This window comes from Luteococcus struthionis (assembly GCF_048595755.1).
Classification (GTDB): Bacteria; Actinomycetota; Actinomycetes; order Propionibacteriales; family Propionibacteriaceae; genus Luteococcus.
This window is the reverse complement of sequence record NZ_CP184360.1, coordinates 1603496-1627688: the sequence shown is the minus strand read 5'-3', so window position 1 is coordinate 1627688 and position 24193 is coordinate 1603496. Positions and strand designations below refer to the sequence as shown.

Genomic DNA, 24193 nt, shown 5'->3' with positions numbered 1-24193 from the left:
CTCTAACCCCCCGTGAAGTAGTTCACAAAGCCCTTGCGACAAGCAACGGCACGGTCTTCCCGAGCCGTCTCACAGCGGCGCCGGAGGATCCACCGGCTGCCCGTCCAGTGCACGACGCAGGCGCTCGGCATCCACTCGCCAGTAGTCCACCAGCACACCACGCACCAGCAGTACCGGAACGTGGTTGGTGAACTGCTCCCGCAGCGCGGGATCGGCATCGACGTCAAGCACCTCGACGTCGATGCTGCGAGCGTCGCATTCCCCTTGGACCAGCGGTGCCGCCTCCTCACAGAGGTGACAACCCTGGCGGGTCAGCAGGACGACCGGTGCACTGCCCACGTCGAAGCGCTGCGCCGCCCGGTCTCGACCGGATGCGGGTACGCCAAGATCCGCAACCCCGCTGGGGGTTGCGGCAGGGCGGGCTTCACGCCTGGGCCACAGACGCATGACACTGCTCCCGACCGGCCCCGAACACGTCGGAGGCCAGCCAGCGCGGCCCGTTGACTACTTGCCGGCGCGACGACGCTGGATGCGCGTCTTCTTCAGCAGCTTGCGGTGCTTCTTCTTGGCCATCCGCTTGCGACGCTTCTTGATGACAGAACCCACAGTGGAGCCTTTCCTCGAACAGGACTGGAAGGTGATCCAGCCAAGATTTCTCTTCCTCGTCCGACACGGTCGGCGCGAGGGCGACCCCCCAACTCTACCGTTTGGGTGCCCCCGGCGTGAAATTGCGCCGCTTCCTGAGCGCCAACCAAGCCACGCGGGCTCGGGAATAGAACCTGGTCAGGTTCGGTTGTAGCCTATGAGTGCGTTTTGTCACACGGAACGCAGTCGAGCAGGCTCGGCCCGTGCAGCCCTTGGCTGTACGCGGCGGTCAGCGTGGATTCCTGCGTCATTTGTCCCATCAGATGCGATCCACAGGAGATTGACCATGAACAAGATCATCAGCACCATCAACAAGCTCGTCGAGGCCTACCCCAACGCGATCATCGGTGACGTTGCCGCCCGCAACCCGGAGCTCTTCCTCACCGGCCGCGACCTGTTCAACGACCTCAACCGTCGCTGAACCGTCTCGACGACTGCACCGCAGTCGAGCTGATCCAGAAACGGCCTGCGGGCCGAACTGGTCAACGGACAACACAGTCCACGGACAAGTCAGTCCACGGACAAGAACAGGGGCCCATCGCCATCGCGATGGGCCCCTGTTCACGTCCTACCGCTCATGGCTGGCTGGTCGCCCTTGCCGGTGTCGTCGGCAGATCTAGGCAGATCTCAGCCGCGTCCCATCTCGACCGATCGGTCATGGCAGGCCTGCATCGCCTCGGCGAAGGCGGCCCGCACCGCACGCTGGTCGAGGACTCGCAGCGCCTGCGCCGTGGTTCCGCCCGGGCTGGTGACATTCTCGCGAAGGATGCTCGGGTGGATCCCGGAATCGGCCAGCATGGTGCCCGCACCGAGGATGGTCTGGCTCGCCAACTCGCTGGCCGTCTCGCGCGGCAGGCCCAGTTGGACGCCGGCCTCGATCATCGCCTCGGCCACGGCGAAGATGTAGGCCGGGCCAGACCCAGAGACCGCCGTCACGGCATCCTGCTGCTGCTCGGGAACCACCAGCACCTTGCCGCAGCCCCGCAGCACCTCGACCACGCGCGCCAGCTGCTCGTCGTCGACGTGCTCCCCGGGCGAGGCGGCGCTCATGCCCTGCCCCACCAAGGAAGGAGTGTTGGGCATGACCCGCACCGCGGCCGCCCCGTGGGGCAGGTGCTGTTGCATGGCCTGCAACGTGATGCCTGCCGCCAGGCTCACCACCACCGCCCCGTCGGACAGCGCGGGTGACAGTTCGTCGAGCATGTCGGCGATGTCCTTGGGCTTGACGGCCACCACCACGACGTCACTGCCCTCGACGGCTTCGGCCAGTGGCGCGGCGGTCACGCCGTAGCGTTCCACCAGCTCGGCGTCGCGCTCGGCGCGACGGTTGACCACCACCAGGTCATGCCCTCCGGCGGCGGCCAAGCCCGACAGCACGGCCTCGCCCATCTTGCCGACCCCAACCAGCGCGACGCGCACGTCAGCCCTTCAGGTTGGCGGCGACCACCTCGGCCACCTGGACGGCATTCAGCGCGGCACCCTTGCGCAGGTTGTCATTGCTGAGGAAGAGCACCAGGCCCTTGCCCTCAGGGGCCGACTGGTCGCGACGGATGCGACCGACGTAGGACGGATCCTGGCCGGCGGCGTCCTGCGGGGTGGGCACGTCCATCAGCTCCACGCCGGGGGCCTTCGAGAGGATCTCGGCGGCCTGCTCGGGGGTGATGTCCTGCTCGAACTCGGCGTGCACCACCAGCGAATGACCGCTCAGCACCGGGACGCGCACACAGGTTCCGGCCACCAGCAGCTCGGGCAGGTGCAGGATCTTGCGCGACTCGTTGCGCAGCTTCTGCTCCTCGTCGGTCTCACCGGTGCCGTCGTCGACCAGACCGCCGGCGATCGGCAGCACGTTGTAGGCGATGGGCTTCACGTAGGGGGCTGGGTCACCGAAGTCGATCACCTGGCCGTCCAGGCGCAGCTCGTCGAGCTTGCCCGACTCCACGCCGACGCGGAACTGGCGCTCGGCATTGACCACCGCGGATCCACCCGAGCCGGAGATGGCCTGGTAGGTGGCCACCATCAGTCGGGTCAGGCCGGCCGCGTCGTGCAGCGGCTTGAGCACCGGCATGGCCGCCATGGTGGTGCAGTTGGGGTTGGCGATGATGCCCTTGGGCGGCTTCTTCGCGTCCTCGGGATTCACCTCGCTGACCACCAGCGGCACCTCGGGGTCCAGGCGCCAGGCCGAGGAGTTGTCGACGACGATGGCTCCGGCGGCCGCGACCTTGGGGGCGATCTTCTTGGAGGTGGAACCGCCATTGCTGAACAGGGCGATGTCGAGACCCGAGAAGTCGGCGGTCTCGGTGTCCTCGACCACCACCTCCTTGCCCTTGAAGGTGATCGTCTGACCGGCCGAACGGGCCGAGGCGAACAGCCTGAGCTCGTCGACGGGGAAGTTGCGATCCTCGAGCAGGGTCAGCATGACGCCGCCCACCTGGCCAGTGGCTCCAAAAACTCCTACGCGCATGGGCCAACCCTACGGTGTGGTCCAGCCACTGGAACCCCCATCCCACACCGCGTACGGACTGGAGACCTCCGCATTCAGAGCCAGGAGACCCGCCCAGCCAGCAACGCGTAGCCGACGAAGCTCGCCACGTCCAGCAGGAAGTGCGCCACCACCAGCGGCCAGAGTCTCCCCGTGCGGCGGAACCACAGGCCGAAACCGAGCCCCATCACCAGGTTGCCGACGAAGCCGCCGAAGCCCTGGTAGAGGTGATAGGCGCCCCGCACCACGGCCGAGGCCACCAGCACCAGCCACGGGGCCCATCGAGCCTGGCGCAGTCGGGTGAAGGCGTAACCCACCATGACCACTTCTTCCAGCACGGCATTCGCCGCTGCCGAAGTGACCAGCAGGGGTATGGCCCACCAGTGGTCGCCAAGCCCGGCGGCCTGCACCGTGGTGTTCAGGCCCAGTTCTCGGGCCGCCAGGTAGAAGGCCAGCCCCGGCACCCCCACCGCCAGGAAGATCCCCACGCCCCAGCCCAGGTCTCGCCGCCACCGGTCCAGTTGCAGCCCGGTGGCGTGGACCGCTCCGCCAGCAGGACGTGCCACGGTGTGCACCAGATAGAGCGCCAGCGCCGCCGGCACCGCCAGGAAGGCGACATCAGCGCCTTGGAAGAGGGCATCGAGCCAGGCACGATCACCCGTGGCGACCTGGTTGAGTGAGCTCGACTGCTCCCCCAGGGGCACCTCGCGGGTCAGGCGCTCGATGATGCGCAGCAGCGAGTAGACCGCCGCCTGCCCCAGCGAGGCGGCCAGCAGCAGCCCCACCTCGAGCGTCAGCAGGCCACGCAGTCGCGGGGAGGCCTCGACAGGCTCGGCCATCGGAAAATGCGCCCCGGCCGACGACGAAGACGCCCCGGCCATCGGACAGGGCGACTCGGCCCTCGGAGAGGGCTGCTCGGACATCGGGGCTTCCGCGGAGCTCACCGACGAGTCACCAGGGCCCGCAGCAGGGGCATGACATTGGCTGGGCGCTCGGCCAGTCGCTGCGCCAGATAGGCGTACCAGTCGGTACCCACCGGCAGGTGCACCCGCACCGTGTGGCCGGTGTCCACCAGGCGTCGGTGCTCCCAGGGGCGGACCCCGTGGTACATCTGGATCTCGTAGTCACCGCCGCGTCGGTTGTGCACATAGGCCAGGTCGTCCGCTGCCTGCACCAGATCCGGGTCGTGCGTGGCCACCATCGGATAACCCCGCCCGGCCATCAGCTGATTGAGGCAGGCCAGGTAGTTCTCGGAGATGTCGACGCGGTCGTCGTGGCTGACGGCGCGGGGCTCGGAGTAGGCCCCCTTGCACAGCCGCACCCGCGCCGGGCGTCCCGCCAACCAGCGGGCATCGGCCAGGCTGCGACGCAGCTGCGCCTGGACCGTGACGCCCAGCATCGGATGGTCCTGGTGCAGCGCCTCGAAGGTGGCGAAGGTGTCATCGGTGGTGGTGTGGTCCTCAAGATCCAGACAGACCTGGCTGCCCACATTGCCGGCCACCCGGCACACCTCGTCAACCAGGTCCGTGCTGAACCGACGTCCGTCCCGGCCGAGGCCCTGCCCCAGCGTGGAGAGCTTCAGCGTGAGGTCGGCCTGCCGTCCCACCCCGGCCTCACCGACCGCGCGCAGCAGTTCCATCTGGGCCTGGGCGGCGGCACGGGCCTGCTCGCGGTCCTGGGCTCGCGGCAGGAGCAGTTCCAGGGTGGCCAGCATCCCCTTCTGGTGGTTGTCGCGAATCAGGTCGATGGCTTCGCCGGTGTCCTCGGCGGCAATGAAGCGACGGGCCACCTCTCGTGCAGCGGGGGTGCCGGTGACCAGTCTGCGGGTTCGCTCCGATTCGCTGGCACGCTGCAAGACCTGGCTGAAGGCCCCGAACGGCCGGGTGAACTCGCGCTCAGTCATCCCTCACCTGCCCCAGGTGGAAGCGCAGGTCGGCCAGGCAGCCGGCCAGGATCTCCTCGCGCTCGGCCCGTGAATCAGCCTTGCGAGTGTTCACCTCCAGGACCACGTGGCCCTGGTAGGCACGTTCGGCCAGCTTCTGGAGCACCTCGAAGGCCCGCTGGTCGCCCTCACCCGGCAGCAGGTGTTCGTCCTTGAGGGAGCCTGCCCCGTCTGTGATGTGGACGTGGCGCAGCCGGGGCCCCCACTGCTCCAGGTAGTCAAGCGACTGCTGCTTGGCCGTCGAGGCATGCGACAGGTCCAGCGTCAGATGTTCGTAACCCATCTCGGTGGGGTCCCAGCTGGGCACATAGGCCTGGAAGGGAGTGCCGGGCGTGCGCCACGGGTACATGTTCTCCACCGCGAAGGTGATGCCCGTCTCCTGGTTCAACCGGCGGATCCCCTCGACGAAGGTGCGGGCGTAGTTGGCCTGCCACCGGAAGGGTGGGTGGACCACCACGACGTCGGCGCCGAGACGCACGGCGGCCTCGGCGGAACGCTCGAGCTTCTCCCACGGGTCGGAGCCCCAGGTCGCCTGGGTGACCAACAGGGTGGGGGCATGGATCGACAGCACCGGAACCTGGTGGTAGTCACGCAAGGCCTCCACCCGATCGATGTCGGCCGCGATGGGGTCGATGCCCACCATCACCTCCACGCCATCCCAACCGAGGGCGGCCGCGACCTCGAAACCCGAGGCGGTCGACTCCGGGTAGACCGAACTGGTGGACAGGCCCACCTTGGCCGGGCTGGTTCCCGTGGGCGCTTCCAAGGGCGGCGTCACGTCGGCCTCGACGACTTCAGGGTCTGCGCTGGTCGGTTCCACGAGATCCAAACTAGCCGCTGCCTGTGACAGTTGTGCGCACACCGCCCGCGTCGTGCCGTCCGTCCCGGTGGGGGATGCCGCACGTGGCGGGTAGGGTGCCGCCGTGAGCCCCGTGGATGTCGAGATCAAGCGCCCCTTCCCCCGCACCTGGGTCGAATTCGTCGACCCGGCCGCCGAGCAGCAGGTGCTGCGCTGTGACCTGACCTGGCTCACCTCCAACTACCAGTGCACCTTCGGCCGCGGCTGCCGGGGCATCGACGCCGATCAGCCCGACGACGGCTGCTGCGTGTTGGGCGCCCACTTCAGCGAACCGGCCGATGAGCAGCGGGTCGCCGAGCACGTCGCGCGCCTGACGCCGCAGACCTGGCAGAACCATGCCCTGGGCAAGGATGACTGGGCCGTCGACGACCCCGACCACGAACCCGACGAGGACGACGAGGACGCCTTGCCGGGCCGCAAGACCCGGGTGCTCGACGGGGTGTGCATCTTCGCCAACCGCCCCGGCTTCCCGGGAGGACAGGGCTGCGCCCTGCACGCACTGGCCCTGCGTGAGGGAATCAGCCCCATCACCACCAAGCCCGACGTGTGCTGGCAGCTGCCCATCCGTCGCACCTACCGCCACATGGAGCATGCCGACGGCACCCCGTGGCTCGAGATCACCATCGGTGAGTACACCCGCGACGGCTGGGGCGCCGGCGGGGCCGACCTGGACTGGTACTGCACCTCCAATCCCGAGGCCCACACCGCGGCCCAACCGCTCTACCTGACCAGCCGTGACGAGCTGGTCGAGCTGATGGGCCAGCCCGCCTACCAGGAGCTGTGCCGGCTGGCCGAAGAGCACCTGGCACACGGCCCGGCACGCCACCCGGCCAGCCCCACCGAGGGCTGAGCGAGACCTCGCGGCACAACATCATCCCTTGCCGGAGCGTGTTTGGTCGCCCCGGTTTCGTGATCGCCCACCGCGCCCGACAGAATGTGGTCATGCATCTCGACCATCTAGTGTTCGCAGCCGGACCCAATGGCCTCAAAGCCGAGGTCGAGCGTCTCGGCGACATGCTGGGCGCAGAGTTCAAGGACGGCGGTTTCCACCCGCGCTTCGGCACCCGCAACCACATCCTGCCGCTGGCAGATGATCGCTACCTGGAGGTGGTGGAGGTGCTGGAGCACCCCGCCGCGGAGAAGGCCTTGTTCGGTCAGGCCGTGCGTCGTCGCACCGAGATGGGCGGCGGCTGGCTCGGCTGGGTGGTCACGGTCGATGACCTGGCCCCCTATGAGGAACGTCTGGACCGCAAGGCCGTCGAGGGTTCCCGCCACTTCCCCGACGGACGACTGCTCGAGTGGAGGCAGATCGGCATCAAGGGCCTGATGGCCGACCCGCAGCTGCCGTACTTCCTGAAGTGGGAGTCCGACCATTCGCTGCTGCCGTCCGCCCTGGACGGCGAGATCGACGTCATCGGCATGGACATCGCCGGTTCGCTGCCCCGCATCGAGGACTGGATGGGCCTCGAGCTGGGCGAGGAGTTCGACGGCGTGAAGCTCAACTTCACGGCCCCCAACGGCCAGCCGGGCATCGACGTGGTCACCTTCGACACCCCCAACAAGGGCGTCGTGCGGATCTGACCCCCACGCCTGGACCACACTGATCGGTGCATCCCGCAAGGGCTGCACCGATTTTTGTCAGAGCGCTCCCCTAGTCTCTGCAACGTGGCGAAGACGAAGGAAGATGCGTGGGTCTGCACCGAGTGTGGCTGGACCTCGGTGCGGTGGGTCGGCAAGTGCGGCGAGTGTCAGGCCTGGGGCAGCGTCGCCGAACGTGGCGCCCCGAAACTGGCCGAGGTGGCCTCCAATGTGCCGGTGGCCAAGGCAGTCCCGATCGGCCAGGTGCCCACCAACACGACGCAGCGACACCTGACCGGCATCGGTGAACTCGACCGGGTGCTGGGTGGCGGACTGGTGCCCGGCGTGGTCGCCCTGCTGGCGGGAGAGCCGGGGGTCGGCAAGTCCACCCTGCTGTTGGAGGTGGCCGCCAAGTGGGCCGGCAAGGGACGCCGCACGCTGTACGTCACCGGCGAGGAGTCGGCCGCCCAGGTTCGGCTGCGCGCCGATCGCACCGGTGCGCTGGACGAGCAGCTCTACCTGGCCGCAGAGAATGACCTGGGGACGGTGCTGGGGCACATCGAAGAGGTGGAACCCAGCCTGCTGGTGCTCGACTCGGTGCAGACCGTGGGCACCGCCCAGGCCGATGGTGCCCCCGGCGGCGTGACCCAGGTGCGCGAGGTGACCGCAGCCTTGGTCCGGGTGGCCAAACGCCGGGGCATGGCGGTGATGATCGTCGGCCACGTCACCAAGGACGGCAACATCGCCGGGCCACGAACCATGGAGCACCTGGTGGACGTGGTGCTCAACTTCGAGGGCGATCGTCATTCGGGTTTCCGCATGGTGCGCGCCACCAAGAACCGCTTCGGCCCGGCCGACGAGGTGGGCTGTTTCGAGATGAGCGAGAAGGGCATCGTCGAGGTGCCCGATCCGTCGGGGCTGTTCACCACCCACCACGAGGAGCCGGTGCCGGGAACCTGTGTCACCGTCACCATGGAGGGACGCCGGCCGCTGCTGGCCGAGGTGCAGGCCCTGGTGGCGCCCTCCCCCAATGAGAAGAATCCACGACGCACCACCAACGGTGTGGAGAGTTCCCGAGTGGCCATGATCCTCGCGGTGCTGGAGACCAAGGCCCGCATCGGACTGAGCTCCAAGGACGTCTACGTGGCCACGGTCGGCGGCGCCAAGGTGGCCGACCCGTGCGCCGACCTCGCGATCGCCGTCGCGGTGGCCTCGGGGCAGCTGGGCGTCAACTTCCCCAAGCGGGTGCTGGCGGTCGGCGAGGTCGGCCTGGCCGGCGACCTGCGCCGCACTCCCGGCTTGGAACGACGGCTGCAGGAAGCGGGGCGGTTGGGCTTCGAGCTGGCCATCGTTCCGGCACGTTCCAGGGACACGACGCAGAAGGTGCCCAACCTGGGAGCGCTGAAGGTGGTGGAGGTGGCCAGCGTCGCCGAGGCCCTGGGGGTCCTGGGACTCAAGCGCCAACCCCGCGGATGACCCTGCCCCGAGAACCAATCGGCCCGCCATGGTGGCTGCATGGCGGGCCGATCGGTGAGTCCCTGCTGACAAGGCAGGAGATTAGGGCGTCCCCTCGACAAGCTCGGGGACCGGGTGGACGGGTTCGAGGGCCGGGAGGCGAATCAGTTGGCGCTGATCCTCTCGGTGTGGACGCGTTCGGCGGGCACCCCGGCGGCCGTGGTGGCCTCCTCGAGCGCCGTCACCATCCCGGGCGGTCCACACACGTAGATGTCGGGAATCTCTTCCTCGTCGTCGATCTCGCCCAGACCGGCGCGCAGCACGTCGACGGCAGACCCCTCGACGTAGTTGAACCTCTCGTCCTGGGCCGTCACGTCGCCCTCGGGATGCCAGACCGCCACCGTCACCGACAGCTCCGGCAACTGGTCGAGCAGTTCGCCGATCTCCTCGGCGCCGAACAGGTCCTCGGCGGTGTTCACCCCCAGCACCAGGCGTGCTTCCTGCGGGTCTCCCCACTCGGCCATCCTGCGCAGCATGCTCAACAGCGGCGCCAGACCGCAGCCTCCGCCAACGAACCAACGCGGACGCATGCCGTTCTCCTCCAGACCGAAGGTGCCCTGGGGGCCTTCCAGCTCCAGCACGTCGCCCTCGCGGGCCTGCGTGTCCAGGTAGGTGGAGAACAGGCCTCCCTCCCGGATGTGGATGAGGAATTCCAGCGTGCCATCCCAGTTGGAGACATTGCTCATCGAGTAGGCGCGCAACTCACTGCGCCCAGGCACCCGCACCTGCATGTACTGCCCGGCCTCGAACTCGGCCGCCGAACCGGTCAGCTCGTCCTCGGCCAAGGTCATCGTCAACTTCACGATGTGCGGGGTCAGTCGTTCGATGGAGGTGATCTCCGCCTCCCGCTGCGCGGGGGCCTGCTCGATCAGCCGCGACGAGTCGAAGGGCAGCGCCACGTCCAGATCGCTGGTGGGCTCGGCGCAGCACATCAGCGCCGACCCCTCCGGAGCACTGGCGCCCAGGGCGTCGTCCTCGAAAGGCCTCAAGTGGTACTCGCCGCTGGTGACCTGCGCCACGCAGGTGCCACAGGTTCCCTTGCCACACAGTGAGGGCAGGATGATGTCGGCCTGCTTGGCGGCCTCCACCACCGACTGACCCGGCTCGGCATTGACCACACGTTCGTCACCGTCGGTGGTGACCATCCGCACCTGGCAACTCATGCGCCCGCCATCGCGAGCTGGAGGTCCTCGGTGGGATCGCCCAGCGGCTTGAGGGCGAACTTCTCCGACAGCACCTCGACCACCGCAGGGGTGAGGAAGACCGGAAGGGTCGGCCCCAGCCGGATGTGCTTGATGTCCAGCGCCAGCAGGGTGAGCAGCACGGCCGCGGCCTTCTGCTCGAACCAGCTGATGAACAGGCTCAACGGCAGGTCGTTCACGCCGCAGTCGAAGGCCTCCGCCAGGGCGAGGGCCACCTTGACCGCGGTGAAGGAGTCATTGCACTGGCCGACGTCCAGCAGGCGCGGCAGTCCCGCAACGGTGCCGTAGTCCTTGCCGTTGACCCGGAACTTGTTGCAGCCCATGGTCAGCAGGATGGTGTCGTCGCCCGACTTCTCCGCGATCTCGGTGTAGTAGTTGCGGCCGGGCTTGGCGCCGTCGCAACCACCGATCACCAGGAAGCGGCTGATGTCGCCGGCCTTGACGGCCTCGACGATGGCGTCGGCATGCGAGAGCACCGAATCGTGGCCGAACCCGACGGTGATGGTGCGTTCGGGATCGGTGACGGTGAAACCGGGCAGCGCCTTGGCGGCCTTGACAACCATGCCCAGGTCCTTGTGCTCCAGGTGGCGCACGCCGGGCCAACCGACCGGGCCCATGGTGAAGATGCGGCTTCGGTAGGAGGGCTGCGGCTCGATCAGGCAGTTGGAGGTCATCACGATCGGGCCGGGGAAGGCGGCGAACTCGTCGTGCTGGTTCTGCCAGGCGCTGCCGTAGTTGCCGGCCAGGTGCGGGTACTTGTTCAGACCCGGGTAGCCGTGTGCCGGAAGCATCTCGCCATGGGTGTAGACGTTGATCCCGGTGTCCTTGGTGGCCTCCAGGATCGCGACCAGGTCTCCCAGGTCGTGTCCGCTCACCAGGACGGCCTTGCCCTCGACGGGTGTGACGCGCACCTGGGTGGGGACGGGATTGCCGAAGACGCCGGTGTTGGCGGCATCCAGCATCGCCATCACCTTGAAGTTCAGCTGCCCGATCTCCAGGGCATGGGCCAGCAGCGTGTCCAGGTCGGTGGCGGGATCGCCCAGGAAGGCCAGCGCCTGTTCGATGCCGGCATCCGTCTCGTCGCTGCGGTAGCCGAGCACGTGGGCGTGGTGGGCGTAGGCGCACACGCCCTTGAGGCCGTAGAGGTTCAGATTGCGCACGCCGGTGACGTCGGCACCCAGCACGTCGATGTTGGCGTCGACGCGCACCTCGGGTGCCTGGCGCAGCAGGGCCGCCATTCCGGTGGCGGGCATGAACTGGGCAGCACCCTTCAGCTCGACGGGCTGCTGGCCCGCGTCGAGGCAGGCCTGCTCGTAGCGCTGCTTGAGCTCGTCGCGCAGCTGGGCGGCCTCGCCGATCATCTTCTGGAAGGTGGTGGCGTTGAAGTTCACGTTGGTGAGGGTGGTGAAGACCCAGTAGGAGGCGCGATGGGCCCAGCTCTGGTCGGCCTGGCCCAGCTCGCGCAGCCGTACGGCGTACTGGCCGATGCCCTCGCACAGCGTGATCAGGATGTCCTGGAGGGTTGCGGTGCGGTCATCCTTTCCGCAGTTGCCCTTGATCGAGTGACAGCCGAGCAGCAGGTTGTCGCTGCGGTCGGTCTGTTCGCACTGGTAACAGAACATGGGTTCTCGCTCACTTGGTAGACGACACCGATTGACACGGCTTACACCAGCGAAATTACCCGTGGCCTCCTGAGTGCGTCAAACAAGGCAAGCCTCAACCCCAAGCGGCACTACGATCGAGCGCATGGCCACCTCCCCGACCGACATCCAGGCCCGCCCGCGGCGTTACATGGCCCTGCTGGCCCCCGGCACTCCGCTGCGCGAGGGCCTTGAACGGATCCAGAAGGGCCGCACCGGGGCGCTGGTCGTGCTGGGCAGCAATCCCAAGGTGGAGAGCATCTCCACCGGCGGCTTCGCCCTCGACGTCCAGTTCACCCCCACCGCGCTGCGCGAGCTCGCCAAGATGGACGGCGGCATCATCGTCTCCTCCGACTTCGAGCGCATCCTCGCCGCGGGCGTCCACTTCGTCCCCGACGGCAGCATCCCCACCTCGGAGACCGGCACGCGCCACCGCACCGCGGACCGCACGGCACGCCAGACCGGCATGCCCGTGGTCACGGTCTCCGCGTCGATGAGCACCATTGCCCTCTTCCTGGACAGGGAGCGACACGCCATCGAGAGCTCCGAACAGATCCTCTCCCGCGCCAACCAGGTGATCGCCACCCTGAGCCGATACCGGGAGCGCCTGGCCGAGACCACGCGCATCCTCTCCACGCTGGAGGTGCACGACCAGGTCACCATCAAGGACGTGGCGCTGGTCGCCCAGCGCGTCGAGATGATCCGCCGACTCGATCGCGAGATGCGCGTCTACGTCGCCTCGCTCGGCGTCGACGGGCGACTGCTCGACATGCAGCTCTACGAGCTGACCCATCGCGTCGACGAGCTGGCCACCTTGATCGAGTTGGACTACAGCCCGGAGGGTGAACAGGAGCACCACTTCCGGGTCGGTGCCCTGGAGGGGCTGACCTCGGCCGAGCTGATGGAGCTCTCCACGGTGGCCCGCACCATGGGCTTCGGCGACGACCACCTGGAGACCCGGGTGTGCCCGCGTGGACACCGTCAGGTGGCGCAGCTGGCACGCGTTCCGCAGGGCCTGGGCCGACGCGTGGTGGAACACTTCGGCAGCCTGCAGGCGCTCTTCGGGGCCCGCACCGCCGAGCTGCTGGAGGTGGAGGGGATCGGCGCCGACCGCGCGCGCTTGCTCCGCGAGGGACTGGCACGCCTGGCCGAGTCCGCCTACAGCGACCGACTGGACTGAACCACCCCGCCCCAGAGGGTCAGGAGGTCGGCCCGGGCACCGCCCCGTCCGCCGATGGCAGGAGTTGGTCTTGCCTGCTGGCGATCTCCGAACGGATGGCCCGCAGGACGGCCCTGGTGCCCGAGCGCCGCAGCGGTGCCGGCGCCAGGGCAGCGACGAAGGTCCTGGTCAGGCGCACCTGGCCGGCCAAGACTTGGGCCAGCTCCGGCTGCTGGCGGGCCAGGAAGTCCGGCAGCAGCCCCAACCCTGCGCCGTTGCGGGTGGCCGCCAGCTGGAAGTGGACGCTCGGGGAACCGGTGGTGATCGGATGGGGCAGCGGCAGGCTCAGGTCCTCGACCTGCATCAACCCCTCGATGTAGTAGATCAACCCGTGGTGGCGCAGGTCCGCCGTCGAGCTGGGGGTACCGCGACGCTGCAGGTAGTCGCGGCTGCCATAGAGGCCCAGCGTGTAGTCGCTGAGCTCGAGCACGCCGGTGCGGCGTGCGGCCGAGCGTGCCAGTCCGATCTCGATGTCGGCCGAGCTGCCCTGCAACAGGGGGCGCGTGGCCGTGGTCACCTCGATGGCCAGCCGCGGGTGCCGGCGCTGCACACGGGCGATGGCAGGGGCGACGATGCAGGCGCAGAAGGCCTCCGGACCACTGATCCGCACCAGGCCAGTCAGGTCTTCCGGGTCGCCGCTGGAGCTCGCCTCGGCCAGTGACCGCTCGATCTGTTCGGCCGACTTGAGCAGGGCCCTGCCCCGCTCGGTGAGGTAGGTGCCGTTGGCTCCGCTGCTGAGCACGGCCGCCCCCACGTCGCGTTCCAGCTGGTGCAGGCGGCGCGCAACCGTGGTGTGGTTGAGGCCAAGCACCTTGGCGGCGCCGCTCAGCGTTCCCGCCCGCGCCACCTCCAGCAGGATCACCAGATCGTCGGCCCTCATGCCCCGGATTCTCTCCAACTGTGCATTCGTGCACAACGGGGTGGCGACTTTGTCCATTGCCAGCACCCTCCGCCACGGCGCAGCATGGCTCGCAATCGTCTGCCAACACCCAACGGAGGGCTGCAGCAATGCGCATTGCATGGATCGGACTCGGAAACATGGGCGCACCCATGTCAGGACGTCTCGTCGAAGCCGGTCACGAGGTCACCGGCTTCGACCTGTCCCCCGCGGCACGGGAGGCTGCGGAGCAGGCCGGGGTGAGGACGACGGCATCGGCTGCTGAGGCCGTCGAGCAGGCCGAACTGGTCTTCCTGATGCTGCCGAATGGGACCTTGGTGCGCCAGGTGCTCGAGGACGGGGTGCTGGACGCCTCCCCCGCCGATGCGATCTTCGTCGACAGCTCCACCACCGACATCGAGGACGCGGTGACCAACCACACGCTGGTGACGGGCACCGGACGCCGCTTCGTCGACGCTCCGGTCTCCGGCGGGATCTCCGGGGCCGCCGCGGGCACGCTGACCTTCATGCTTGGCTGCACCGAGGACGAGTCGGCCGATTTCGTCGAGGTCATCGAGGTCTTGGCCGGGCGCATCTTCCACCTGGGCCGTCCCGGCTTGGGGCAGGCCGCCAAGATCGTCAACAACATGATGCTGGGGATCAGCTTGGCGGGCACCTGCGAAGGGGCGGTGCTGGCCGAGCGGCTGGGCCTGGACAGCAGCCAGTTCCAGCAGCTGGCAAGCGTCTCCTCGGGCGACAGCTGGGCTCTACGTACCTGGTACCCGGTTGCCGGAGTGGTCGAGACCGCCGCGGTGAACCGCGACTTCGCCGGGGGCTTCTCAGTGGACCTGATCAAGAAGGACCTGGGATTGGCACTCAATGCCGGCCGATCCACCAACACTCCCCTGCCGCACGCGGAGTCGGTGGCGGCCTCGATGGAGGCCCTCAGCCAGGCCGGTCACGGCCAGCTCGACTGCTCCGTGCTGGTGCGCACCATCGACCAGACCCTCCCGACGGCTCAGACCGACGGCCGAGAAGGAATGGGCCAGTCGTGATCCTCGGTCTCGTCGGCATCATCGTTTCCCTGCTGGTGCTCATCGCACTGGCCTACCGCGGCGTCTCGGTGGTGCTGGCGGCGCCCATCTGCGCCTTCTTCGCCATGTCCATGTCGGGCGCACCCCTACTGCCCGGCTACACCGAGATCTTCATGCCGGCACTGGGCAACTTCGTGCGCAACTATTTTCCCCTGTTCGCCACCGGGGCCATCTTTGGTGGCCTGATGACGGCCGCGGGCTATTCACGCGCCATTGCCGAGGTGCTGGCGCGGGCCTTTGGCGCCAAGCACGCGCTGGCAGCCACCGCCCTCACCTCCGGGCTGCTCACCTACGGCGGGATCTCCACCTTCGTGGTGGTCTTCGTGATGTTCCCGCTGGGGCTCGAGCTCTTCCGGGCCGCCGACATTCCGCGACGGCTGATGCCCTCCACCATCGCGGTGGGCAGCCTGACCTTCACCATGACCGCGCTGCCGGGAAGCCCCCAGATCCAGAACATCATTCCGGGCAATGCCTTCGAGACCAGTGCCTTCGCCGCCCCCGGCCTGGGCCTGCTGGGTGGCGCCGTCATGCTCTTCGGTTCCCTCGCCTACCTGGGCTTTCGTCGTCGCCAGCTGGCCAGCGCCGGTGAGCACTTCCAGACCCCGACGCAGGCCGACGCCCGAGGCGGCGCCACCGCCGGCGGGGCTGCACCGGGCGGGGAATCGGCCAAGGCCCTGCTCACCCCCGCACATCCCGGGCTGGCCTTCATCCCCCTGGCGGTGATGTTCCTGGTCAACCTGGTCTTCACCATGTGGGTGCTGCCCAGCATGAACTGGGACTTCCTGGCCGAGGAGCCGTACAAGGGCGCGACGCTGGGCAACCGCATCGCCATCTGGGCAGCCCTGGTGGCCATGCTGGCCTCGGTGCTGTCGGTGTTGCTGTTGAACATCGGCAACCTGGCACTGATGGCCCAGGTGATGGGCGACAGCGTCAAGAATGCCTTCGTTCCCATCCTGTCCACCGCCTCCGAGGTGGGCTACGGCGCCGTGATCGCGGGCGTGGCGGCCTTCGCACTGATCCGTGACGGCATCATCGAGGTGAGCGGGAATGCGCTGGTGGCCTCCGCCGTGGCCACGTCGGTGATCTCGGGAATCACCGGATCGGCATCGGGTGGCATGACGATCGCGATGAATGCCCTGGGTGAGGACTTCAAGCGAATGGCCCTGGAGCAGGGCATCGGCCTCGAGGCGATGCACCGCATCACGGCCATGGCCTCCGGTGGTCTGGACTCCATGCCCCACAACGGGGCCGTCATCACCCTGCTGCTGGTGTGTGGTCTCACCCACCGCGAGTCCTACCGGGACGTCTTCGTGGTGACCCTGGTGATCCCGGTGCTCACCGTGATCGCCCTGATCCCGATCGCGCTGACGCTTGGTTCCTTCTGAACAGGTTCCTTCTGAACAGGTTCCTTCTGAACCAGACACCGACGAGGGTCAGCCGCGCAGGTTGATCACCAAGGTGTCACTGGCGCTACCGTCCAGGCCGGCGGTGGCCCGGTAGGTGCCGGGCCGCAGTACGTCGTCACGCAGCGTGCAGTCCTTGGCAGAACGTTTGACCGGCCAGGTGGCCGAGGCACCCCACTGCTTGCCCGCCCCAAGGGTGGTCTTCCCCTTGGGCGCCCAGGCCGGGCAGTGCGCGGTGGTCCAGATGCGATCGGCACCCGAGGTGACCTCCACGCTGATCGGGGTCCGCGCCAGGTCGAGCTGGCAGTCGGACTGGCCGGTGTTGGTGATGCCGATCGACAGCTTCGCGGCACCGCCAACCTTCTGCTGCTGCTCGCCCTGCACCGAAAGCTTCAGGTCGGAGGCCGAACAGGTCGTGGGACGACTCGGTGTGGGCGTTGGGGTGACGCTGGGTGTCGCGGACGCGCTGGGGGTGGCGGAAGCACTGGGCGTCGACGAGGCGCTGGCCGAGGGCGTGTCGCTCTGCGACGGTGTGGCCCCGGGGCCGGCCAAGGAGGCTGGGTTCTTGGGCGTGGCACTGACGGGCCCCTCGTCGCCGCCGCCGAACAGACCCGCCAGCACCCACCAGATCAGCGCCAGCGAGACCAGGGCGGCCGCCAGGACGATTCCGCGCCTGATCCAGTAGGTGTTCTCCGATTCCGGGCCAGTGGGGCGGATCACCGAGTTCATGCCTAGATGGTAGGAGGCGCGGCCGCCAAAGGACCACCACCACGCCGGACACTGGATTCGTCCTCCCACAAGGAAGTCGAGCCGTCCCCATGCCGGCGCACCCCCCTGCGCCAGCGCGCTCCCCCCATGCTGGCGCACTCCCCTTATGCTGGCGCAATGGAAAACCAGCCGGTGGATCGCCAGCAGGTGGTTGACCTGGTGTGCGACTGGTTCGACGAACACCGACGAGACCTGCCGTGGCGGCGCAGCACCCCGTGGGGCGTGATGGTCAGCGAATTCATGCTGCAACAGACGCCCGTGCAGCGAGTGCTGGGTCCTTGGCAGGAGTGGATGCAACGCTGGCCCACCCCCGACGACCTGGCCCAGGAGCCCCCCGGCGCAGCCGTCGCGGCCTGGGGCCGGTTGGGCTACCCGCGCAGGGCCCAGCGCTTGCACCGCGCGGCCACCGCAATCGCCGAGGAGCACGACGGCCAGGTGCCGCGCACGCTGGAGGAATTGCGTGCCCTGCCCGGCGTGGGCCAGTACACCGCCGCGGCCATCCTGTCCTTCGCCTACCAAGGCCGGGCCGTGGTCCTCGACACCAACATCCGCCGGGTGCTGTGCCGGGTGGAACAAGGACGCGAGTTCCCACCCCAGTCGCCGACCGTGGCCGAGTGGCGCGAGGCGGAGAAGTGGCTTCCCGACCAAGCCCCGGCCGCGGCCAAATGGGCCGCAGCCTCGATGGAGCTGGGCGCCCTGGTGTGCACGGCCCGCAGCCCACGCTGCGAGGACTGCCCGGTGCGCGAGTTGTGCGCCTGGCGCGCCGCTGACTACCCCCGGCATGACGGGCCTCCCCGACGGGGCCAGGCCTGGCACGGCACCGACCGCCAGTGCCGCGGGGTGCTGCTGGACCTGGTGCGGCAGAACCCCGACGGGCTCGCGGTGGAGGTGGCGCTGGAGGCCTGGGCGGATCGTGTGCAGGCCGAGCGCAGTCTGCAGGGCCTGCTGGACGACCAGTTGGTGCAGCGCGACGGGGAGCTGCTGCGGCTGTGAGCCGCGGGGCGGGCTGCTAGGGTTGGGCAGCAGCACACGGGAGTCCGGAGCACCGGGCTGAGAGGAAGGTTCAGAACCTTCGACCGTCGAACCTGACCTGGATCATGCCAGCGCAGGAAGGCCTCTAAAGGCAGCCGATGGCCGGCTGTCACCCGTGCCCACACTGAACAAGGGGCACTCACCAATGAGCACCATCACCGAAGACCTCACCCGGCCCGCGACCCGCCGCGGCTGGCGCGTGGTAGACATCGTCGTCGCCGCCGTGCTGGGCATCGCAGTCGGCCTCATCTTCTGGGCCTACAACAACACCATCGCCACCGTCTGGGGTCCCCTCGACGCCGTGCTGCCCGGCCTGGCCGGCCTGATCGCCGGCGTGTGGTTCCTGGGCGGACCGCTGGGCGGCATCATCATCCGCAAGCCCGGGGCGGCCCTGCTGGTGGAGCTGATCGCGGCAACCGTCTCCGTCCTGCCCGGCAACAAGTGGGGCGTCACCACGCTCTACTCGGGCTTCGCACAAGGCTTGGGCGCGGAGCTGGTCTTCGCGCTGGTGCTGTATCGCAAGTGGAATCCCGCCATCGCCGTGGCCGCGGGCATCGGCGCGGGCCTGGGTGCCTGGGTCAACGAGTACATCCTGGGCAACCACGCCATGGGCATGACCTTCAACGTGATCTACCTGGCCTGCGTGATGATCTCCGGCGCCGTGCTGGCAGGTGGCCTGGCCTGGCTGCTGATGCGCGCCCTGGCCGGCGCGGGGGCGCTGGATCGCTTCGCCGCGGGCCACGACAAGCGCTGACCGCTGATCAATGTCGACAGCGCAGGGTTTGTCCGCGCAGGGTTTGACCGAACGGGGGCTGACCGCACAGGGCTGGGGTTGGCGGCACGCGGGCCGTTCCGAGTGGGCGGTGCGTGACGTCAGCTTCCACATCGAGGAGGGTGAACGGGTCCTCCTGCTGGGCGCCTCGGGTGCCGGCAAGTCGACGCTGCTGCATGCGCTGGCCGGTGTGCTGGGTGGCGACGAGGAGGGCACCGAGCAGGGCCGCCTGCTGGTGGACGGCCGCCACCCCACCCGCGCCCGAGGCCAGGTGGGCCTGGTGCTGCAGGACCCCGACTCTCAGGTGGTGCTCGCCCAGGTGGGCGACGACGTCGCCTTCGGGCTGGAGAACCTGGCCGTGCCCCGCGAGCAGATCTGGCCTCGTGTGGGGGCGGCCCTGGAGGCCGTCGGACTGGACGTGAGCCTGGAACGTCCCACCTCGGCGCTCTCGGGCGGCCAGAAGCAGCGGCTCGCGATCGCCGGGGTGCTGGCGATGCAGTCGCGGGTACTGCTGATGGACGAACCGACCGCCAACCTCGATCCGCAGGGCGCCACCGAGGTGCGCAATGTGGTGGCCCGGCTCACCCGGGAGCAGGGCACCACCCTGGTGGTGGTGGAGCATCGCGTGGACCTGTGGGCCGATCTGGTGGACCGTGTCCTGGTGCTGGGCCCCGACGGCGGCCTGCTCGCCGACGGCAACCCGCAGCGCGTCTTCGTCGAGCACCGGCAGGCGCTGCTCGATGCCGGGGTCTGGGTGCCGGGCGAGCCCCTGCCACCCTCCCTGGAGACGGCGGCCACAGCCGGCAGCCCCGACGCGGGCCGCAGCATCCTCCACACCGAAGCGCTGGACATCGGCCACTCTGCCCAACACGTCGTGCAGCAGGGCCTGGAGGTGGCCATTCCCGCTGGCCGTTCGACCATGGTCACCGGGGCCAATGGCGCGGGCAAGTCCACCCTGGCGATGACCATGGCGGGGCTGCTCCCCCAGCTCGACGGCCGGGTGGTGGCCGAGCGCCAGTTGTGGCCATCCACGCAGATCGTGCGGGGGCGCTGGCGGCGCCGCAGCCTCGATCCGGCCGATCCCGGCAACTGGGCCTCGCGTGACCTGCTCACCCGCATCGGCACCGTCTTCCAGGAACCCGAGCACCAGTTCGTCACCAGCCGGGTTCGCGACGAGCTGGCCGTGGGCTTGCACTGTCTGGCCGAGCGGGATGGTTCGTGGACCCCCGAACGGATCGCCCACCGGGTGGACGAGCTGCTGGCCCTGTTGCACCTGAACCGCGTGGCCCAGGCCAATCCCTTCACCCTCTCCGGTGGCGAGAAGCGACGGTTGAGCGTCGGCACCGTGCTGGCCACCGGGCCGCAGGTGATCTTCCTGGACGAGCCGACCTTTGGGCAGGACCGCAACACCTGGCTGGACATGGTGCAACTGGTGCGCTCCATGCTCGAGCGGGAGCGGACGGTGGTGAGCATCACCCACGACGCCGATTTCATCCGAACCCTGGGTCAGCACCGGGTGCAGCTGGAGGTGCAGCATGGCTGAACTGACCGCCGAACGAACCCAGCGCCACAGCCTCGCAGGCCCGCCACCGGTCCGGGTGCACACTGCCCTGGACCGCCTCAACCCTGCCACCCGCCTGCTGCTGGCGGTGGTGCTGAGCATCCCGCTGATCATCACGCTGGACTGGCTGAGCGCCTCGGTGGCGCTCACCCTGGAACTCGCGGCGCTGACCGCCTGCGGTTTCCGACCGCTGGCGATGCTGCGTCGCCTGTTGCCGCTGTTCCTGGTGGCACCGCTGAGTGCGATCAGCATGCTGCTCTATGGCCAGGCCGGCGGACGCATCTGGTGGAGTTGGGGGCCGATCGTGGTCAGCGACAACTCCGCCGTGCTGGCGCTGGGCCTGTTCATCCGCATCTTCGCGCTCGCCCTGCCCGGCGTGATGTTGTTCGCGGGGCTCGACGCCACCCGGATGGCCGACGGACTCTCCCAGGTCTTGCGCCTGCCGTCGCGCTTCGTGCTGGGCAGCCTTGCCGCCTTCCGCATGCTGGCCCTGTTCACCAACGACTGGCGCACCCTGGGGCAGGCGCGTCGCGCCCGTGGCCTGGGTGACCATGGCCGGTTGCGACGCTGGGCCCTGATGAGCTTCTCGCTGTTGGTGCTGGCGATCCGTCGCGGTTCACGGCTGGCCACCGCCATGGAGGCCAAGGGGTTCGGTGGCCCGGTGCCGCGCACCTGGGCGCGTCCCTCCAGCATGGGGTGGCACGACGCGTTGGCCCTGCTAGTGGCCGTGCTGATCGGAGTGGTCTCCGTGTGGGCCGCAGTGCACTTCGGCACCCTGTGGACCGTGTGGCAATGACCAGCTCGAGGCTACGACGGGTGCTGCTGGACGGCGGCTCCGGCGCCGGGAAGACCAGCCTGGCCATGCGCCTGCAGGAGCAGTGGAGCCAGTGGTCTGGCGAGGCGGTGCAGCTGGTCAGCCTGGACGACTGCTACCCGGGCTGGGGTGGGCTCGCCGCCGGCTCGCGGGCGGTCCACCAGACGATTCTGGACCCCACCCGGCCGGGCTACCGCCGGTGGGACTGGACGGCCGTCCGGGCCGGTGAATGGGTGGCTCTGGATCCGGACCGACCACTGTTGGTGGAGGGCTGCGGGGCACTGAGCCGTCAGTCGGCTCCGCTGGCCGATCTTCGGCTCTGGTTGGAACTGCCCACGGACGAGCGCAAGCGGCGCGCCCTGCGTCGCGACGGCGACGGTTATGCCCCGTGGTGGGACATGTGGGCAGCCCAGGAAGCCGAGCACTGGCGGGTGAACCAACCGTGGGAGCTTGCCGACGTGGTGCTTCGCACCCCTTGAACGACGTGTGCTTCGCGCTCCCCTGAGCGACCTGTGCTTCGCGCCCCCTGACCATCCACGGCAAGGTGCAGGCCTAGTCTTTGGGCATGCCCACCATCACCTCCCGCCAAGCAGTCGAGCGGGCCCGCAGCCTGCTGCGCGGCCACCGGCACCGGGTGCTGCTGGGCATCGCCGGGGCCCCCGGCGCCGGCAAGTCACACCTGGCCGCCATGATCGCCAACCAGGTTCCCGGCTGCGTCGTGGTGGGGATGGACGGCTTCCACCTGGCCCACAGCGTGCTGACCCAGCGTGGCGAGGTCGAGGACAAGGGAGCCCCGCACACCTTCGACGCGCACGGTTACGTGGCGCTGCTGGAGCGGCTGCAGCGGGGCGGGGAGCAGACCATCTGGGCACCGGAGTTCAGGCGTGAGGTGGAGGACGCGATCGCGGGGGCCGTCGCGGTGCCGCACGACGCGCAGTTGGTGGTCACCGAGGGCAACTACCTCTTGCTCGACGAGGATCCCTGGCGCCGGGTGCCGCAACTGTGCCGTGAGGTCTGGTTCGTCGACCCCGACGAACAGGTGCGCCTGTCGCAACTGACCGCCCGCCATGTGCGTCACGGACGCTCACCGCAGGCGGCCCGGGAACGGGCGCTGACCGGAACCGACGGCCGCAATGCCGCCCTGGTGCTGGCCACCCGCCACCGCGCCACTCTGCGGGTCCGGGGTTGAGCACGGCATCCAGCCCGGCGCTCTTGGGGCGCCGTCTCGTCGGCAGAGCAACTGTCGGCGAAAGCTTGCCACCACGCAGCGGGCCGCGTAGAACTGCACAGTGACCAACCGCAACGTGATCCAGGTGCCGGGCACCAGCCGCACCTTCCATCGCTACAAGATCCTGGTCGTGCTGTTGGTCCCCGTCTCGATGAGCCTGATCGCCATCAGCTCGATCAACGTGGCGCTGTCCAGCATCGGTGTCGGGCTGGGCGCCTCCTCCAGCGATCTGCAGTGGGTGCTCTCCGGCTACGCGCTGGCCTTCGGCGTCTGTCTGGTCCCGGCCGGCCGACTGGGCGACGTGGCCGGCCGCAGCACCCTGCACGTCATCGGCCTGACGCTGTTCACACTGGCCTCGCTGGCCTGCGGCCTGGCCACCAACCCGGTCATGCTCAACCTGGCGCGGTTGGCCCAGGGAATCGGGGCCGGACTGTTCAATCCGCAGACCCTCGGCATGATCCAGCAGTACTTCAGCGGCCAGGGACGGGCGCGTGCCTTCAGCCTGTTCGGCATGGTGGTCTCGGCCTCGGTGGCCATCGGTCCGGTCTTCTCCGGCGCCATCATCAAGCTCCTGGGGCCGACCACCGGTTGGCGCTGGTCCTTCCTGGCGATCGTCCCGATGGGCGTGGTCGGCATCGTGCTCGCGCTGCTGTGGCTGCCCTTCGAAACCGAACGTGCCCGACGCCTGGCCCAGCGCAATCCCGACGTCGACGCCCCACCCCGCAAGCGACTGGACCTGGACCCGGTGGGAGCGGTGCTGCTCACCCTGGTGATCCTGGGCATCATGCTGCCCTTCACCGTGAAGTCGGTGCCCGTCGTCTGGCTGCTGCTGCCCGCAGCCCTGGTGCTCCTGTGGCTGTGGATCCGGTGGGAGAACCGCTACAAGCATCGCGGGGGCGAACCGATGGTCGATCTGGCGCTGTTTCGCTACAGCTCCTTCACCATGGGCACCCTCACCTCCACCTTCCAGTTCCTGGGCTCCACGTCGATCTTCGTCACGGTGGCGATGTTCCTGCAGAACGGCCTGCACACCTCTGCCTTCGCCGCCGGACTGATCGGCCTTCCCAATGCCATTGCCTCGGCGGGCACGTCCCTGTGGTCGGGCCGCCACGCCTTGCGCATCGGGCGCCCCATCGTGATCGGGGCACTGTCGCTGATCGTGGCCAGTCTGTTGGCCAGCATGGGCGTGGTCTGGGCCGTCGAGCACCTGGGCATCAGCTTCTGGTGGTTGGCGATCCCCTTGGCTGGCGTGGGTCTGGGGCTGGGAGCCATCGGCTCGGCCAACCAGACCCTGACCATGCAGGACGTCCCGGTGCACGCCGGTGGCACTGCGGGTGGCGTCAAGTCGGCTTCCGAACGCACCGCGACGGCCATCGGCAATGCCATGATCACCGCGGTCTACTTCGGGGTGAGTGCCGCGATGAGCCCCATCGCCGGTTTCATGGCCGCCAATGCGATGATCAGCGTGATCCTCACCGTGGCCGCCCTCGTCGCGATGCGTGACCGCCAGCTCAACGGCAATGGCATGAGCAGGCCGCGGACGACCTCCTGAGCCGATGCCCTGA

General features: G+C 68.8%; 25 protein-coding genes and 1 riboswitch. Of the genes, 14 read left to right on the top strand and 11 right to left on the bottom strand.

All coding sequences use genetic code 11. The features are described from left to right. Positions 1-69: 69 nt before the first annotated feature. Positions 70-339, bottom strand: coding sequence for a glutaredoxin family protein (locus ACOAMO_RS07365; RefSeq protein WP_420174170.1), 270 nt, complete (start codon positions 337-339; stop codon positions 70-72). Positions 340-504: 165 nt separating this feature from the next. Further along, the gene (locus ACOAMO_RS07360) at positions 505-606 is read right to left on the bottom strand and encodes a 30S ribosomal protein bS22 (protein ID WP_002550589.1); all 102 of its coding nucleotides are present in this window, start codon (positions 604-606) and stop codon (positions 505-507) included. A gap of 325 nt (positions 607-931) precedes the next feature. Here ACOAMO_RS07360 and ACOAMO_RS07355 point away from each other — a divergent pair, with 325 nt between their 5' ends. Beyond that, positions 932-1066, top strand: coding sequence for a hypothetical protein (locus ACOAMO_RS07355; RefSeq protein ID WP_420174169.1), 135 nt, complete (start codon positions 932-934; stop codon positions 1064-1066). Positions 1067-1272: 206 nt separating this feature from the next. On the opposite strand, the gene proC is transcribed toward ACOAMO_RS07355, so the two are convergent. The 5 genes from proC to ACOAMO_RS07330 all read right to left on the bottom strand — a co-directional run bounded on the left by proC (position 1273) and on the right by ACOAMO_RS07330 (position 5886). Next, entirely contained in the window at positions 1273-2064 is a 792-nt protein-coding gene (gene proC / locus ACOAMO_RS07350; RefSeq protein ID WP_420174168.1) for a pyrroline-5-carboxylate reductase, read from the bottom strand. Between the two features lies 1 nt (position 2065). Continuing rightward, positions 2066-3106: an aspartate-semialdehyde dehydrogenase gene (locus tag ACOAMO_RS07345; protein WP_420174167.1), complete on the bottom strand. Its 1041-nt coding sequence runs from the start codon at positions 3104-3106 to the stop codon at positions 2066-2068. A gap of 74 nt (positions 3107-3180) precedes the next feature. Further along, the gene (locus ACOAMO_RS07340) at positions 3181-3963 is read right to left on the bottom strand and encodes a CPBP family intramembrane glutamic endopeptidase (RefSeq protein ID WP_420174166.1); all 783 of its coding nucleotides are present in this window, start codon (positions 3961-3963) and stop codon (positions 3181-3183) included. A 101-nt stretch (positions 3964-4064) separates the two neighbouring features. Beyond that, the gene (locus tag ACOAMO_RS07335; RefSeq protein ID WP_420176929.1) at positions 4065-5027 is read right to left on the bottom strand and encodes a proline dehydrogenase family protein; all 963 of its coding nucleotides are present in this window, start codon (positions 5025-5027) and stop codon (positions 4065-4067) included. Then, positions 5020-5886: a sugar phosphate isomerase/epimerase family protein gene (locus tag ACOAMO_RS07330; RefSeq protein WP_420176928.1), complete on the bottom strand. Its 867-nt coding sequence runs from the start codon at positions 5884-5886 to the stop codon at positions 5020-5022. Before ACOAMO_RS07330 ends, ACOAMO_RS07335 begins: the two co-directional genes overlap by 8 nt. A gap of 103 nt (positions 5887-5989) precedes the next feature. Here ACOAMO_RS07330 and ACOAMO_RS07325 point away from each other — a divergent pair, with 103 nt between their 5' ends. From ACOAMO_RS07325 to radA, 3 genes are all read left to right on the top strand, one after another. Then, the gene (locus tag ACOAMO_RS07325; protein ID WP_420176927.1) at positions 5990-6775 is read left to right on the top strand and encodes a hypothetical protein; all 786 of its coding nucleotides are present in this window, start codon (positions 5990-5992) and stop codon (positions 6773-6775) included. 92 nt (positions 6776-6867) lie between these two features. Further along, the gene (locus tag ACOAMO_RS07320; protein ID WP_420176926.1) at positions 6868-7506 is read left to right on the top strand and encodes a VOC family protein; all 639 of its coding nucleotides are present in this window, start codon (positions 6868-6870) and stop codon (positions 7504-7506) included. 84 nt (positions 7507-7590) lie between these two features. Continuing rightward, a complete protein-coding gene (gene radA / locus ACOAMO_RS07315; RefSeq protein ID WP_420176925.1) occupies positions 7591-8979 on the top strand; it encodes a DNA repair protein RadA in 1389 nt (462 codons plus the stop codon). A gap of 143 nt (positions 8980-9122) precedes the next feature. Here the strand turns inward: radA and ACOAMO_RS07310 are convergent, their stop codons facing one another. Continuing rightward, positions 9123-10181: an FAD-binding oxidoreductase gene (locus tag ACOAMO_RS07310; RefSeq protein WP_420176924.1), complete on the bottom strand. Its 1059-nt coding sequence runs from the start codon at positions 10179-10181 to the stop codon at positions 9123-9125. Further along, entirely contained in the window at positions 10178-11842 is a 1665-nt protein-coding gene (gene hcp, locus ACOAMO_RS07305) for a hydroxylamine reductase (RefSeq protein ID WP_420176923.1), read from the bottom strand. Before hcp ends, ACOAMO_RS07310 begins: the two co-directional genes overlap by 4 nt. A 124-nt stretch (positions 11843-11966) precedes the next feature. Between hcp and disA the strand changes: the two genes are divergently transcribed. Then, positions 11967-13040: a DNA integrity scanning diadenylate cyclase DisA gene (disA, locus tag ACOAMO_RS07300; protein ID WP_420176922.1), complete on the top strand. Its 1074-nt coding sequence runs from the start codon at positions 11967-11969 to the stop codon at positions 13038-13040. Positions 13041-13059: 19 nt separating this feature from the next. On the opposite strand, the gene ACOAMO_RS07295 is transcribed toward disA, so the two are convergent. Next, positions 13060-13959, bottom strand: coding sequence for a LysR family transcriptional regulator (locus ACOAMO_RS07295; RefSeq protein ID WP_420176921.1), 900 nt, complete (start codon positions 13957-13959; stop codon positions 13060-13062). 20 nt (positions 13960-13979) lie between these two features. On the opposite strand from ACOAMO_RS07295, the gene ACOAMO_RS07290 reads away from it, so the two are divergent. Continuing rightward, positions 13980-15011, top strand: a complete 1032-nt coding sequence (locus tag ACOAMO_RS07290) for an NAD(P)-dependent oxidoreductase (RefSeq protein WP_420176920.1) — start codon at positions 13980-13982, stop codon at positions 15009-15011. Further along, positions 15008-16435 carry a GntP family permease gene (locus ACOAMO_RS07285; RefSeq protein WP_420176919.1) on the top strand — a complete coding sequence of 476 codons (1428 nt, stop codon included), beginning with the start codon at positions 15008-15010 and terminating at the stop codon, positions 16433-16435. The genes ACOAMO_RS07290 and ACOAMO_RS07285 overlap by 4 nt, the downstream gene beginning before the upstream one ends. Before the next feature lie 48 nt (positions 16436-16483). Here ACOAMO_RS07285 and ACOAMO_RS07280 read toward each other — a convergent pair whose 3' ends face one another. Next, complete coding sequence (locus ACOAMO_RS07280; RefSeq protein ID WP_420176918.1) at positions 16484-17182, bottom strand: hypothetical protein; 699 nt, start codon at positions 17180-17182, stop codon at positions 16484-16486. A gap of 156 nt (positions 17183-17338) precedes the next feature. Here ACOAMO_RS07280 and ACOAMO_RS07275 point away from each other — a divergent pair, with 156 nt between their 5' ends. From ACOAMO_RS07275 to ACOAMO_RS07245, 7 genes are all read left to right on the top strand, one after another. Next, positions 17339-18214 carry an A/G-specific adenine glycosylase gene (locus ACOAMO_RS07275; protein WP_420176917.1) on the top strand — a complete coding sequence of 292 codons (876 nt, stop codon included), beginning with the start codon at positions 17339-17341 and terminating at the stop codon, positions 18212-18214. 26 nt (positions 18215-18240) lie between these two features. Beyond that, positions 18241-18350: riboswitch (TPP riboswitch) on the top strand. A 48-nt stretch (positions 18351-18398) separates the two neighbouring features. Beyond that, complete coding sequence (locus ACOAMO_RS07270; RefSeq protein ID WP_420176916.1) at positions 18399-19007, top strand: ECF transporter S component; 609 nt, start codon at positions 18399-18401, stop codon at positions 19005-19007. A gap of 10 nt (positions 19008-19017) precedes the next feature. Then, positions 19018-20568, top strand: coding sequence for an ABC transporter ATP-binding protein (locus ACOAMO_RS07265; protein WP_420176915.1), 1551 nt, complete (start codon positions 19018-19020; stop codon positions 20566-20568). Continuing rightward, the gene (locus ACOAMO_RS07260; protein ID WP_420176914.1) at positions 20561-21382 is read left to right on the top strand and encodes an energy-coupling factor transporter transmembrane component T family protein; all 822 of its coding nucleotides are present in this window, start codon (positions 20561-20563) and stop codon (positions 21380-21382) included. Before ACOAMO_RS07265 ends, ACOAMO_RS07260 begins: the two co-directional genes overlap by 8 nt. Further along, positions 21379-21879, top strand: coding sequence for a cobalt ABC transporter (locus ACOAMO_RS07255; protein ID WP_420176913.1), 501 nt, complete (start codon positions 21379-21381; stop codon positions 21877-21879). The genes ACOAMO_RS07260 and ACOAMO_RS07255 overlap by 4 nt, the downstream gene beginning before the upstream one ends. Before the next feature lie 86 nt (positions 21880-21965). Next, positions 21966-22589, top strand: coding sequence for a nucleoside/nucleotide kinase family protein (locus ACOAMO_RS07250; RefSeq protein ID WP_420176912.1), 624 nt, complete (start codon positions 21966-21968; stop codon positions 22587-22589). Between the two features lie 100 nt (positions 22590-22689). Beyond that, positions 22690-24180, top strand: a complete 1491-nt coding sequence (locus ACOAMO_RS07245; RefSeq protein WP_420176911.1) for an MFS transporter — start codon at positions 22690-22692, stop codon at positions 24178-24180. Positions 24181-24193 lie beyond the last annotated feature (13 nt).

What these genes read in the sequence shown, in the direction of transcription:
- ACOAMO_RS07355 (WP_420174169.1), top strand. Translation starts at nt 932, where the DNA reads ATGAACAAGATCATCAGCACCATCAACAAGCTCGTCGAGGCCTACCCC.
- disA (WP_420176922.1), top strand. Translation starts at nt 11,967, where the DNA reads ATGGCCACCTCCCCGACCGACATCCAGGCCCGCCCGCGGCGTTACATG.
- ACOAMO_RS07275 (WP_420176917.1), top strand. Translation starts at nt 17,339, where the DNA reads ATGGAAAACCAGCCGGTGGATCGCCAGCAGGTGGTTGACCTGGTGTGC.
- ACOAMO_RS07340 (WP_420174166.1), bottom strand. Translation starts at nt 3,963, where the DNA reads ATGGCCGAGCCTGTCGAGGCCTCCCCGCGACTGCGTGGCCTGCTGACG.
- ACOAMO_RS07265 (WP_420176915.1), top strand. Translation starts at nt 19,018, where the DNA reads ATGTCGACAGCGCAGGGTTTGTCCGCGCAGGGTTTGACCGAACGGGGG.
- ACOAMO_RS07335 (WP_420176929.1), bottom strand. Translation starts at nt 5,027, where the DNA reads ATGACTGAGCGCGAGTTCACCCGGCCGTTCGGGGCCTTCAGCCAGGTC.
- ACOAMO_RS07345 (WP_420174167.1), bottom strand. Translation starts at nt 3,106, where the DNA reads ATGCGCGTAGGAGTTTTTGGAGCCACTGGCCAGGTGGGCGGCGTCATG.
- ACOAMO_RS07280 (WP_420176918.1), bottom strand. Translation starts at nt 17,182, where the DNA reads ATGAACTCGGTGATCCGCCCCACTGGCCCGGAATCGGAGAACACCTAC.
- hcp (WP_420176923.1), bottom strand. Translation starts at nt 11,842, where the DNA reads ATGTTCTGTTACCAGTGCGAACAGACCGACCGCAGCGACAACCTGCTG.
- ACOAMO_RS07270 (WP_420176916.1), top strand. Translation starts at nt 18,399, where the DNA reads ATGAGCACCATCACCGAAGACCTCACCCGGCCCGCGACCCGCCGCGGC.
- ACOAMO_RS07250 (WP_420176912.1), top strand. Translation starts at nt 21,966, where the DNA reads ATGCCCACCATCACCTCCCGCCAAGCAGTCGAGCGGGCCCGCAGCCTG.
- ACOAMO_RS07310 (WP_420176924.1), bottom strand. Translation starts at nt 10,181, where the DNA reads ATGAGTTGCCAGGTGCGGATGGTCACCACCGACGGTGACGAACGTGTG.
- ACOAMO_RS07295 (WP_420176921.1), bottom strand. Translation starts at nt 13,959, where the DNA reads ATGAGGGCCGACGATCTGGTGATCCTGCTGGAGGTGGCGCGGGCGGGA.
- ACOAMO_RS07260 (WP_420176914.1), top strand. Translation starts at nt 20,561, where the DNA reads ATGGCTGAACTGACCGCCGAACGAACCCAGCGCCACAGCCTCGCAGGC.
- ACOAMO_RS07255 (WP_420176913.1), top strand. Translation starts at nt 21,379, where the DNA reads ATGACCAGCTCGAGGCTACGACGGGTGCTGCTGGACGGCGGCTCCGGC.
- ACOAMO_RS07320 (WP_420176926.1), top strand. Translation starts at nt 6,868, where the DNA reads ATGCATCTCGACCATCTAGTGTTCGCAGCCGGACCCAATGGCCTCAAA.